This window comes from Streptomyces sp. HUAS 15-9 (genome assembly GCF_025642155.1).
Taxonomy (GTDB): Bacteria; Actinomycetota; Actinomycetes; order Streptomycetales; family Streptomycetaceae; genus Streptomyces.
In genome coordinates this window covers 4,114,945-4,127,389 of record NZ_CP106798.1, presented here as the reverse complement: position 1 = coordinate 4,127,389, position 12,445 = coordinate 4,114,945, and the positions used below count along the sequence as shown (strand labels likewise).

11 protein-coding genes are annotated in these 12,445 nt (G+C 69.4%); 4 read left to right on the top strand and 7 right to left on the bottom strand.

All coding sequences use genetic code 11. The features are described 5' to 3' along the window. Window positions 1-22: 22 nt before the first annotated feature. From N8I87_RS18990 to N8I87_RS18960, 7 genes are all read right to left on the bottom strand, one after another. A complete protein-coding gene (locus tag N8I87_RS18990; protein ID WP_263210329.1) occupies window positions 23-1,570 on the bottom strand; it encodes a type IV secretory system conjugative DNA transfer family protein in 1,548 nt (515 codons plus the stop codon). A gap of 11 nt (window positions 1,571-1,581) precedes the next feature. Then, entirely contained in the window at window positions 1,582-2,994 is a 1,413-nt protein-coding gene (locus N8I87_RS18985; protein ID WP_263210328.1) for an ATP-binding protein, read from the bottom strand. A gap of 9 nt (window positions 2,995-3,003) precedes the next feature. Next, entirely contained in the window at window positions 3,004-4,545 is a 1,542-nt protein-coding gene (locus tag N8I87_RS18980; protein ID WP_411577382.1) for an SCO6880 family protein, read from the bottom strand. A 14-nt stretch (window positions 4,546-4,559) separates the two neighbouring features. Continuing rightward, window positions 4,560-5,900, bottom strand: coding sequence for a hypothetical protein (locus N8I87_RS18975; RefSeq protein ID WP_263210324.1), 1,341 nt, complete (start codon window positions 5,898-5,900; stop codon window positions 4,560-4,562). Further along, a complete protein-coding gene (locus N8I87_RS18970; RefSeq protein WP_263210322.1) occupies window positions 5,890-6,711 on the bottom strand; it encodes a DUF8175 domain-containg protein in 822 nt (273 codons plus the stop codon). Before N8I87_RS18970 ends, N8I87_RS18975 begins: the two co-directional genes overlap by 11 nt. A gap of 178 nt (window positions 6,712-6,889) precedes the next feature. Further along, window positions 6,890-7,198 (bottom strand): DUF8827 family protein, encoded by a 309-nt coding sequence (locus N8I87_RS18965; protein ID WP_014673544.1) that lies wholly within the window; start codon window positions 7,196-7,198, stop codon window positions 6,890-6,892. A gap of 349 nt (window positions 7,199-7,547) precedes the next feature. Next, on the bottom strand, window positions 7,548-8,150 hold the full coding sequence (locus N8I87_RS18960; RefSeq protein ID WP_263210315.1) for a TetR/AcrR family transcriptional regulator: 603 nt from the start codon (window positions 8,148-8,150) through the stop codon (window positions 7,548-7,550). 89 nt (window positions 8,151-8,239) lie between these two features. On the opposite strand from N8I87_RS18960, the gene N8I87_RS18955 reads away from it, so the two are divergent. The 4 genes from N8I87_RS18955 (at window position 8,240) to N8I87_RS18940 (ending at window position 12,229) form a co-directional block, all read left to right on the top strand. Continuing rightward, entirely contained in the window at window positions 8,240-9,166 is a 927-nt protein-coding gene (locus N8I87_RS18955) for an oxidoreductase (protein WP_263210313.1), read from the top strand. A gap of 227 nt (window positions 9,167-9,393) precedes the next feature. Next, window positions 9,394-10,167 carry a trypsin-like serine peptidase gene (locus N8I87_RS18950; RefSeq protein WP_263210312.1) on the top strand — a complete coding sequence of 258 codons (774 nt, stop codon included), beginning with the start codon at window positions 9,394-9,396 and terminating at the stop codon, window positions 10,165-10,167. Window positions 10,168-10,358: 191 nt separating this feature from the next. Further along, entirely contained in the window at window positions 10,359-11,303 is a 945-nt protein-coding gene (locus N8I87_RS18945; protein WP_263216540.1) for a C40 family peptidase, read from the top strand. Between the two features lie 221 nt (window positions 11,304-11,524). Further along, window positions 11,525-12,229 carry a phosphatase PAP2 family protein gene (locus N8I87_RS18940; RefSeq protein ID WP_263210310.1) on the top strand — a complete coding sequence of 235 codons (705 nt, stop codon included), beginning with the start codon at window positions 11,525-11,527 and terminating at the stop codon, window positions 12,227-12,229. Window positions 12,230-12,445: the final 216 nt, after the last annotated feature.

Here is a 12,445-nt window from a genome sequence, read left to right as displayed (position 1 = left end):
AACAAGTTCGTAACGAGGCTTCTCAGACGGGCAGTTCGTGGTGCGGCCAGCGGGCGCGGCCCTGTTCCCGGGAGCGGAGCAGGGCCAGGGTCGGCAGGCCGCGGTCCGCTCCGGTGGCCAGCAGCTCGGGGAGCTGGGGGAGCGGGGCGACGGCCGCGATGTCGTCGAGGACGAGGGTCAGTGGTGGGTCGAGCCGACCGGAGGATGACCGTTCGGCCATGCGCCGGCCGCGCTCGACCACGCTTGAGACAAGTGCGGTCAGAAGGGGCATCGCACCTGGGTTGGTCCTGGGATCCTCGATGGAATCACCCACCAGATAAAGCGTGCCCCCTTCGTTGACGAAGGAATCCAAGGCAAGCGCATCAGTTCGGTTCGGAGTGCATGCCTCGCGGATGTTGACCGTGGACAGGGCGGCCAGCGCGCGGCTCGTCAACTCCTGGGCGATGTCTCGGCGTTCGGGGTGCGCGGTGAGGGCGGCTTCCAGTTCGCCCGCGGCTCCGGGGGCCGCCTTGGGGTTGGTACGGAGGGTTCGTACGGCGTCCTGGATCTGGGCGCCCTGGGACCAGCGGTGGACGTGGCGGATGGTGCGGCCGTCTATGGCGGCGGCGTGCAGATAGCTGCGGAGCAGGGTTTCGGCGGTGTCCACCAGGGCCTGGTCGATCTTGGCCGTCGGTCTGACCGGGGCCAGCAGGGCTGTGGCGCGCTGTACTGCCGTCTGCTTGTCCTCGCAGCCCGCCGTGGGCGACCAGTGGAGGCGGGCCGGGGTGTCGCAGAGGTGGGTCGGGTCGTAGAGCAGGACGGGGCCGAGCTTGGCTCGCGCGTCCTTGGTCTCCGACCAGAGCGTGGGATTCGAGGTGACGACCACTGCGGGGCCTTCCGCGTCCCGGATCGCCTGGGCCGCGGTCGCGCGGCGGCTCTCGGGCGGGGCGTAGAGCACGGCGCCTTCGGTGCGGCCGGCTTCCCATGCGCCCACGCGCTCACCGCCCGCCGGGAAGCCGGGAAGAGCTTCGGTCGGCGCGGGCTCCGATTCCCTGCGTGGTTCGGGCACTTCGAACTGCTGGGGCTGGGGCTGGGGCTGAGGTTGAGGTGCCTGCGGCTGCGTCGCCTGAGCCGCCTGATCCGCTGGGGCTGCTGCCGGGGCCGCGGGTGCCGCGCCCGCCGCCTGTGCGCGCCCCTTCGCCACCCCCTTCTCGAAGCTCCGTCTGACCTTCCCCGCCCGCCACCGCGCCATTGTTCCCATCACGAACACGGTCAGCACGAACAGCACCATCAGCTGGCCGATGAACAGGCCCCAGAAGAGCCCGTACCCGGAGAGCTGCCCGGCCGGTGTGTTCGGCCAGGCGCCCGCGATGTCGTGCGGTTCGCCGATGAGGTGCCGCATGGCCAGCGGGGTGCGGGTGAAGGTGACCCCGGACGGCCACGAGCCCCGGGCGAACCAGCCCGCCAGTCCCGTCGCCGTCCACACCAGCAGGGTCATGCCGAGGAGGAACGCGAGTATGCCGATCAGCAGTCCGTCGGGAATACCGCCCTGGTTCTCCCGCCGGGAGTCGCGGTGGTCGTCGGGTCTCACGGGGTTCCTCCCTACGCCACCGTCGATTCGGAGTCGCCGAGATGCTGTTCCACGAAGGCCGCCGCGCGCTCCTCCGCCTCCAGCTCGGCCGCGCGCAACGCGTCGTCGGACTCCGTCTCCCGGGACGACTCGGTCATCGCGCGGTCGGTGAAGACCAGCGGGCGTTCCGTCTCGGTCACCAGGTGCTTGACCACCTGGACATTGCCGTTGACGTCCCACACCGCGATGCCCGGGGTGAGGGTCGGGATGATCTCCACGGCCCACCTCGGCAGGCCCAGCACCCGGCCCGTCGCCCGCGCCTCGTCCGCCTTCTGGGCGTAGACGGTCCGCGTGGAGGCCATCTTCAGGATCGCGGCCGCCTCCTTCGCCGCCGCGCCGTCCACGACGTCGGACAGATGGTGGACGACCGCCACGAAGGACAGACCCAGCCGGCGCCCGAACTTCAGCAGCCGCTGGAACAGCTGCGCCACGAACGGGCTGGCGATGATGTGCCAGGCCTCCTCGACCAGGAAGATGCGCTTCTTCCGGTCGGGGCGGATCCAGGTGTGCTCCAGCCACACACCGACGATCGCCATCAGGATCGGCATTGCGATGGAGTTGCGGTCGATGTGGGACAGGTCGAAGACGATCAGCGGCGCGTCGAGGTCGATGCCGACCGTGGTGGGGCCGTCGAACATGCCACGCAGGTCACCGTCGACCAGGCGGTCGAGGACCAGCGCCACGTCCAGGCCCCAGGCCCGTACGTCGTCTATGGCGACGTTCATCGCCTCGGCCGACTCCGGCTCCGGGTGCCGTAGCTGCTCGACGATGTCGGACAGCACCGGCTGGCGCTCGACGATCGTCTCGTTGACGTACGCGTGCGCCACCTTCAGCGCGAAGCCGGACCGCTCGTCCAGGCCGTGCCCCATCGCGACCTCGATGATCGTGCGCAGCAGCGCCAGCTGGCCGGTCGTCGTGATCGAGGGGTCGAGCGGGTTGAGCCGGATGCCGTGGTCCAGGGCCGCCATCGGGTCCAGCCGGATGGGAGTTATCCCCAGCTCCTCCGCGATGAGGTTCCATTCGCCCACCCCGTCCTCGCCCTGCGCGTCCAGGACGACGACCTGGCGGTCGCGGAAGCGCAGCTGGCGCAGGACGTACGTCTTCTCCAGGGCCGACTTGCCGTTGCCGGACTCGCCGAGGACCAGCCAGTGCGGTGCCGGGAGCTGCTGGCCGTACAGCTGGAACGGGTCGTAGATGTAGCCCTTGCCGGAGTAGACCTCGCGGCCGATGATCACGCCGGAGTCGCCGAGGCCGGGGGCGGCGGTCGGGAGGTAGACCGCCTGGGCCTGGCCCGTGGACGTGCGCACCGGCAGCCGGGTCGTCTCGACCTTCCCGAAGAGGAAGGACGTGAAGGAGTCGGTGAGGACGGACAGCGGATCCCGCATGTATGGCCCCTACCTTCGAATACCGGTGGCGAACGGGAGGGTGTTCACGAAGGCCCGGTGGTGCTCGCGGTCGCACCACTCCAGCTTCAGATACGACTTTCCGGCCGAGGCCCTTATGGTCCGCTTGTCGCGGTTGAGCGCCTCCGGTGAGCGGGAGGACACGGTGATGTAGCCGACGAGGTTGACCCCGGCCGCGCCACTGGCCAGGTCCTCGCCGCGCTGGTCGAGACGGTTGTGGGCGGCGATGTCGCGCGGGTCGACGGTGCGGTTCATCTTGGCGGCGCGGCTGGCCTCGGCCTCGTCGTTCGTCTTCTCGGTCAGCATGCGCTCGATGGCGATCTCGGTGGGTTCGAGGTCCATCGTCACGGCGACCGTGCGGATGACGTCCGGGGTGTGGACCAGCAGAGGGGCCAGGAAGTTGACGCCGACCGGTGTCATCGGCCACTCCTTCACCCAGGCCGTGGCGTGGCACCAGGGCGCGCGGGTCGAGGACTCCCGGGTCTTGGCCTGGAGGTAGGTGGGCTCCATGGCGTCGAGCTCGGCCGGCCAGGCGTTGCGTTTCGTCATCGCCTGGATGTGGTCGATCGGGTGGTCCGGGTCGTACATGGAGTGGATGAGGGAGGCGAGCCGGCCCTGGCCGAGGGGCTGGCGCACCCGGATGTCCGCCTCCTGGAGGCGCGAGCAGATGTCGGTCAGCTCGCGCGCCATGACGACGGCGAGCCCGGCGTCCCGGTCCAGCTTCCGGCCGGCCTGCGGCCGTGCCGCGCGGGCCATGACCTGTGCCTCGGAAGCCAGTTCGCGCGTGTAGTGCATACAGGCGACGAGGTAGGCGCGGTGCTGCTCGCTGCTGGTGGACACCATCGACTGCAGCTGGTCGTACGAGCGTGCCAGCCAGTCGGGCGCCTTCTCGTCCCCGCGCAGCGCGACGTCCTTGGCGTGGGCGTCCGGGTCGGCGGGGAGGGTGCGGGCGAGCATCTGGAGCCGGGTGACGAAGCCGTCGCCGTTGGCCACGTGCTTGAGCAGCGTGCCGAAGCGGTCGACGAGGGCCTCCTGGTCCTCGGAGTCGCGCAGACCGACGCCGGGTCCCTCGATCTCGATGGCCGCGGTGACGGTGCGGCGGTCGGCGTGCAGCAGGACGGCGATCTCGTCCGGCCCGAAGGGCGCGGCCAGCCAGCTGATGCGGCCGATCCCCGGGGGCGGCCCGATCTCCACCTCCCGCCCGTCGGCCCGGGTGCCTGCCTCCATCACCCCGCTGCGGTACACGGTGCCCCGCCGCAGGGTGCGCTTGTAGCTGCGGTTGATCTCGAACCACTTGTAGAACGTGCGGTGCTTGTACGGCACGTACACCGCCATCAGCGCCAGCAGCGGGAAGCCCATCAGCAGCACGATGCGCAGTGAGAGGACGGGAACCAGGAGCCCGCACATCATGCCGAGGAACGCGCCCGCGATGATCAGCGCGATCTCGCCGGACTCACGGTTCCGTCCGACGATCGCGTTCGGCCGGGCGCGGCCGATGAGATACGTACGGCGGGGCGTGACCGGATGGGACATGTGGGACTCGGTCGTCAACGCCCTTCACCTCCCGAGCGATTGCTGCTGTTGCGAGTGTTGCTGGCGTGCGGGGTGTTCGTCGGGCTGGGCGTGCGCGGCGCGGGGGTGGTGGAGGGGACGGATCCGCCGCCACCGCCGTTCGAGCCGCGTGAGCTGTGTGCGGCGACGCCCCCCTGGGCCGGGTTGGCCGGGCGAGGGGTGTTGGAGCCGCCGGACTGGCCGCCGCCTCCGTTGTTGTCGGCGCGGGCGCTGTGTGTCTTGATGCCCTGTGCGACCAGGGTGGCCGGGGAGCTGATGACCGCGGCGGCCTTGCCCTCGGCGCCCTGCATGATGCGGTTGTTGCGGCCGTTGGCGATCTCGTCGCCGAAGCCCGGGACGAAGCGGTAGATCATCGCGCTGGCGAAGATGGCGAGCAGGATGATCGCGAGGCCGGAGACCACGGCGGAGAAGGCGTTGGGCCCGTTGTCGTTGGACAGGGCCCCCGCGAGGCCGAGCACGATGACGATCACCGGCTTGATGAGGATGACGGCGATCATGATGCCGGCCCAGCGGCGTACGTGACCCCAGAGGTTCTTGTCGACGAGGCCTGCGTAGACGACGGTGCCGAGGAGGGCGCCGACGTAGAGGAGGGCGGCCCTGATGACCAGCTCCAGCCACAGGATGCCGGCGGCGAGGATGCTGACCAGGGAGACGACGATCAGCATGATCGGGCCGCCGCCGATGTCGTTGCCCTTTTTGAGGGCGCCGGAGAAGGTGCCGAAGAAGGTGTCCGTCTGGTTGCCGGTCGTCTGCGCGAGTACGTCCGTGACGCCGTCGGTCGCCGATACGACGGTGTAGAGGATCAGCGGGGTGAACGCCGACGCGAGCACCGTCAGCCAGAGGAAGCCGATGGCCTCGGAGAGGGCGGTGGTGAGCGGGACGCCGCGCACCGCGCGCTTGGCCACGGCCAGCAGCCACAGGAGGAGGGTCAGGATCGTCGACGCCGCGAAGACCACCGCGTACTGCTGGAGGAACTTGGCGTTGGTGAAGTCGACGTTCGCGGTCTCCTTGACGGCGTCACTGAGCTTGTCGATGGTCCAGGAGGCGGCATCGGCGCAGCCCTTGGCCAGGGAGGAGAGGGGGTCGAGGGTGGAGAGGGGGCCGTTGGTCGTGCCGGTGGATCCCTTGTCGCTGTTGCCGTGTTCGCAGTACTGCTTCGCGGGCCCGATCAGCAGGTCACACGGGTTGTTGCTCTTCGACGGAGACGGGCTTGGAGTTGGTGCGGCGACGGCGCGGGTGGCCAGCAGAACGGCCGTTGCCTGTACGGCGGCCACCAAGCCGGTGAGCTTGAGTACGCGACGCGGGTTACCGGGCATACGTGAACCCTCCGTACTCTTCGATGGCTTTGCTGATCTCGTCGGAACTGGCGGCCTTGTCATCACCGGGAACCGGCGCCGGGCCGTCCTTCTGGGTGTCCGTGGTGATCTTCCAGTCGCCGTCGGCCCACTGCAGGTCGAAGGTCCAGGTCTTCCAGGTCGAGCTCACGGGGTCGGTCGAGTTCGCCGACGACATACCGATGAGGCCCATGTACCAGACGGAGACCTTCGTGGTGCTCCCGCTGAACTGCTCGACCTTGGTGCCCACTGGCACGGTTCTGGACACGAAGGTGCTGCCCTGTGGCGGATTACCCTTCGAGTCGAGCCCCATCTTGCCGAGGAAGCTCGCCGAGTAGGCGGCGTCCATCGCGCTCTGGAGCTTGGCTGCCGCAGCTGACGTGTAGATGCCGTCGACGATTCTGTGCCGGTCGTTCTTGTTGAACATACCGGTTGAGCCCAGCACCACGGCGTAGTTGGCCGCCGCACTCTCCGCCCCCTGCCGGCTGTGCGCGAACCCCGTCGGAATCCCCCCCGCCTTCGACTCCACCGGCCTCGTCCCGCTCGCCGCCGTGGCAGACGTGGCCGGCTTGTCGGTGGTGCCGTCGGTGGATGACGCGTCGTCACCCCCACGGTTCGCAAAGGCGATCGCGGCGATCAGTATGACCACCACCCCGACGACCGTGATCAGGCTCCGTGAGGACGAGCGGCCGCCGCGCCTGGCGCCGCCGTAGGGGTCGCCCTCGGGGAGTCGCGTGCGTGTCTGACCCGTGTCGGCGTACCCGCCGGAACCGTGCTCGTCTCCGAGACTCATGCCGCGTTAGCCCCCTCGTACCGGACCGCGTAGGTATACGACGGTAGCCGTGCTGGTTCCCGCGCGGGCGCGGTGTGGTGACTCGACATCAGGGAAACGCAACCTCAGCCGGTGGGCACGACGGGCGGGTGGGGTGGGGGGAGACGACAGGGCCGGACCGGGCGCGCCCGGGGCGCGGTTACACGGCCATTCCGTACACGATGGTGAACAGCGTGCCCAGGGAACCGATGATGAAGACTCCCGTAAGACCGGCGATGATGAGGCCCTTGCCCTGTTCGGCGCTGAAGGTGTCCCGGAGGGCCGTCGCGCCGATGCGCTGCTTGGCCGCGCCCCAGACCGCGATGCCGAGGCAGAGCAGGATGGCCACGGCCATCACCACCTCGATCATCACCTTCGCCTCGTTGCCCAGGCTGCCGAAGGGGCCCCAGTCCGGAGCGATCCCGCCGATGATGGTGTTGATGTCTCCCTTATCGGCCGCAAAGAGCATGTAAGTCACCGCCCCTGGTGGGTAGTTCTGAGAGGCCCCTGCGGTGTGCAGAGGTCACGCCTCATTCTCGCCGAGAATCTCGCTGTCGTATGTCGACTTGACGTCATTGCTTGGCGGGTTTCGTACGAATGGCACGTACGGTGACTCTGTGTATCACGGCAGGTCACGCCGGGCAACGAGGCCTGAGCGGAACCTGTCGTGTGGTTCCGTCGTTGACCCCTCTTACGACCTGGCACGGTTTCTGACGGCCGGTCGGGTGAGTCGTCGAGACGATGTTCTCACGGTACGTATCACGAACCGGCCCCGGCTTGTCGCCGTCCAAGTCGTCTCGGGCGAGGTGGACTTGGGTTCAGCGGGGCTCGAGGCCGTGCAGCAGGTGGTGGATGTGTTCGTCCAGGCCGGCCAGGACCTGGTCCGCCGGGATCGAGCCGTTCGCGGCGAAGGAGGCGAGGCCGTGCATGCTAGCGGCCGCGACGAGGGTGATGCGCTCCGGGTCGCCCGCGACGATCTCACCCCGCGCCTGCGCGTCCGCGACCAGCCGCATGAAGGACCCGACGGAGCGGTCCACCTCGCCGGCGAGCTGAGCGGAGGCCTCGGGGTCGTGCTTGCGCGTGAACATCAGCTCCAGCAGCGCGGCGTTCTCGGCGGCGAACCCGACGTACGCCTTGGCCAGCGCGCACAGCCGCGGCTCCAGCGCGAGCGCGGGATCGTCCGCGGACTCCAGCGCCTCGGCCAGCCGCTCGTACCCGGCCAGGGCCAGGGCGTCGAGCAGTGCCTGTTTGTCCTTGAAGTGGCGGCCGGGGGCGGCGTGGCTCACCCCGATCTCGCGGGCCAGCTCGCGCAGGGACAGCGCGCCGGCGCCCCGGTCGCGCAGGGTGCGCTCGGCGGCCTCGAGGAGGGCGGCGCGCAGGTCTCCGTGGTGATAGGGGCGGCTCTCGGACATGTGGACCATCGTATCGGTATGTAGACGGTGGCAGCATTGTTGGCGGCGTCACCATTGTTGTCATTGACAGCATTGTAGGCGGCGCCTACATTGAAGTCATGGCTGACAAGAACGACGCGCTCAAGGCGCGCACATGGAACGCGACCCACCTCCCCGACCTCCGTGGCCGTACGGCCGTCATCACCGGCGCCAACAGCGGCATCGGGTTCGCTGCCGCCGACGCGCTGGCCCGTGCGGGAGCCCACGTGGTGTTCGCCGTACGGGACCTCGAGCGCGGCCGGGCCGCCGCCGCGAAGGTGAGCGGCAGCACGGAGGTGCGCCGTCTGGACCTGGCGGATCTGGCCTCCGTACGGGAGTTCGCCGGGGCGTGGCAGGGCCCGATCGATCTGCTGATCAACAACGCGGGCGTGATGATGCTCCCGGAGCAGCGGACCAAGGACGGCTTCGAGATGCAGTTCGGCACGAACCACCTCGGCCACTTCGCCCTGACGAACCTGCTGCTGCCCCACGTCACGGGCCGGGTGGTGACGGTCGCCTCCGGTGCCCACCGTATGGGCGACCGCACGATCTCCTTCGACGACCCCAACCTCACGGGCCGCTACACCCCCCAGCGCGCCTACTCCCAGTCCAAGCTGGCGAACCTCCTGTTCACCCTGGAACTGCAGCGCCGTCTGACCGAGTCCGGCTCGCCGGTCCGCGCCCTCGCCGCCCACCCCGGCTGGGCGGCCACCAACCTGCAGAGCCACACCGCGAACCCGGTCGTCCGCGGCGTCATGCTCGTCGGCAACCGATTCCTGGCCCAGGACGACCGGGCGGGCGCGCTGCCCACGCTGTACGCCGCGACCCAGGACCTGCCCGGCGCCAGTTATGTCGGCCCGGACGGCCTGGGCGAGATGCGCGGCGCGCCGACCCTGGTGGGCCGTATCGCGGCGGCGAGCGACCCGGTTGCCGCCCGACGGCTGTGGGCCCTGTCCGAGGACATGACCGGTGTCAAGTGGGGTCTCGAGATCGCCGAGGCGGTGTGACGACGACGTTCTGACCGGGGCGGCCCGTCGTCGGCACGTTGTCAGCAGGTTGGCCCAACGGGAGCCGTGCGCACGAGGCGGGGGAGGTACCCGCACAGTACGGTGGTCTCGAACCGGACTTGAGCCGGCCGGGGTGCGGTGGCCCGGCGGCCGACAGGGCGGTTCACAGGAAAATCTCAGTGAAGTCGGGAACTGTTTCTCACCTCGGTGGGACAAAGTGGGGCCTGATGAAGCGCTTCTCACGCATCTCAGGTACCCCGCGTCCCGTCCTGCTCGGTGGTGCGATGGTGTTGCTGGCCGTCACCTCGGCTTCCGTCGCGGCGGCCGACGACGGGCCGGGACCGCTCGGGGTCACCGCCGTGGCCGCCGTCACCGCGCGGAGCGCGCGAGTCGGGGCGCTGTTCAGCGCGGACAAGGCCGACGACCTCGCCGGTAACCACTTCTGCACCGCCTCCGTCGTGCACAGCGCCCAGCGGAACCTCGTCGTCACCGCGGCGCACTGCGTGAACGACGACGACTCCGACCTCGTGTTCGTGCCGGGGTACCGGGACGGGCAGGCGCCGTACGGGGTGTGGCAGGTCGGGAAGCGGTTCCTGCCCGACGGGTGGTCCCAACGGCAGGACGAGGACAGCGACATCGCCTTCGCGTTCGTGGACGAGCTGGACGGGAAGCGGATCGAGGACGTCGTGGGCGGCAACCGGTTCGCGACGGGGATGGCGACCGGGGCCACGGCGGTGACCGTCACCGGTTACCCCGACTCCCACGAGGCGCCCATCAGCTGCACCAACAAGCCCTCCGCGCGCGGCAGTACGCAGCAGCGCATCGACTGCCCCGGCTTCAGCAGCGGGACCAGCGGCAGTCCGTGGGTGAACGGGGACCACGAGGTCGTGGGGGTGCTCGGCGGGCACGAGCAGGGCGGGTCCACGGACGACACCTCCTACAGCGTGGTCCTGGGTGCGGAGGCGGCGGAGCTGTACCGGGACGCGGTCACCGATCCCTGAGCGGGCGGACACGGCACGGCGCGGTGATCTCTGTGGCCGCGGGAACGCCGTGAATAGGCTGAAATGCTGGGCGGGTGAGCGGACGTGACCCAAAATCGGCCTTGAACGGGGCGCGGATGGGGGAGGGTTGAGCCGTGCGGAAAGTATGGGTGGCCGGTGGTGTCGCGGCCGGGCTCGGCCTGAGCTTCGTGATGCTGCTCGTCGTCGGGGTGTACATCGTCGCCGGGAACCTCGTGGGCGGCGTCGGTGGGGGCAGTGTCGGGCTGGCCAAGGGAGCGGTACCGGCCGCTTACCAGGCGCTGGTGCAGAAGTGGGGCAACCTGTGCCCCGCCCTCAACCCCGCCTTGCTCGCCGCCCAGTTGTATCAGGAGAGCGGCTTCAACCCGAACGCCAAGAGCCCGGCACAGGCGCAGGGGATAGCACAGTTCATCCCGGGGACGTGGGCGACGCACGGTGTCGACGGCGACGGTGACGGGGACCGCGACGTCTGGGACCCGAATGACGCGATTCCGTCGGCCGCTTCGTACGACTGCGAGCTCGCGAAGTACGTCAAGGACGTGCCCGGCGACACGTCGGCCAACATGCTCGCCGCCTACAACGCGGGGGCGTACGCGGTCATCAAGTACGGGGGTGTGCCGCCGTACAAGGAGACCCAGGGCTACGTGAAGACGATCACGACTCTGCAGGAGAGCTTCGCCGCCCCCGTCGCCCGTGTCGATCCCTCCAAGCAGGCCGCCGCGGCCATCTACTACGCGCAGAAGAAGCTCGGCACGCCCTATCTCTGGGGTGGTGACGGCACCGCTGACCAGGGTGGACGGTTCGACTGTTCGGGGTTGACCAAGGCCGCGTACGAGAGTGTGGGGGTCACGCTGCCGCGAGTCGCCAACGATCAGTACAACGCCGGGCCGCACCCGTCCCGGGACCAACTGCTCCCCGGTGATCTGGTGTTCTTCTCGGACGACCCGACCGACTCCCGCGCCATCCGGCACGTGGGAATCTACGTGGGGGGCGGTTACATGATCGACGCGCCGAGACCGGGGGCCGTGATCCGGTTCGACCCGGTGGACACCCCGGACTACTTCGGCGCCACCCGCGTCACCGAAGATGGCGCGAAAGCGCTCCCGACGACCGTGTGAACCGACTGTGAACCAACCCCCTGAGCTGCGGCGATGAGTCTCTCTTCGATAACGTCTGCGTGATCATTCGGTGGAGTGTGGAACGTATCAACGGGGATCGTGCGTTCCTGTTGACGTAGTCGAGCGGACGTTCAGCGGAAGCGGACCTACAGGCCACGGGGGTGGGCAGGAGCGGCGCACGTGAGGTGCGTCCGGAACAACGACGAAGGGGCCGCAGCACCATGGCTGTACTCGCCGAATCCGGATCGAACCCCGACGTCGACCTGCTCTACGACATCAACGGCCTGGCCAAGAGCGCCCCGAACTGGTTCGACCGGGTCATGGAGTTCGTGGGTGAGTACGGGCTGCTGCTCGCCATGGTGCTGCTGGTGGTGTGGTGCTGGTGGTCCGTCCGCCGGCGGGCCGGCAGCGCGGACGAGGTGGCGTCGTCCGTGGCCGCGCTCGTGTGGGCGCCGCTCGCGGCCGCCGTCGCCGTGCTCGTCAACGTGCCCATCCGCGGGTTCGTCGAGCGGCCCCGGCCCTTCCGTGATCACCAGGGTCTCGCGGTCCTCGTCTCCGGCAAGACCGACTACTCCTTTGTGAGCGACCACGCGACGATCACCATGGCCCTGGGCGTGGGCGTGTTCGTCGCCAACCGGAAGTTCGGCATCGCCGGGATCGGGCTGGCGCTGCTGGAGGGCTTCTGCCGGGTGTACATGGGCGTGCACTATCCGACGGACGTCGTCGGGGGCTTCGCCCTCGGCACGGCTGTCGTCCTGCTGCTGTCCCCTCTGGCCATGGCCCTGCTCACGCCGGTGATGAAGGCGGTCGCGCGCTCGCCCAGGGCGGGGCTGCTGATCCGGCCGCCGTCCGGCGAGAGGGGCGAGGCGCTGGTCCCGGGGGCCCGCACGCCGGCCGCGTCCGAGGAGCGGGACCTGGCGGCCTAGTGCTGTGGCCGGAAAGGTTTGCCGGGAGGCTCGCGGCGTCCGGTGCGGTGCATCGCAAGGCGGAGCATCATCCGCGTACTGGATGTACTCGGGTGATGCGACAACGCGGCGAGGTGCCGTGCCGGGCGTCGCGAGCCGGTGAACCTTTCCGGTCGCAGCACTAGTAGGGCTTGGTCATCTTGCTATCGGTGCGGGTATGTCGCGGCGGCAGGTGGG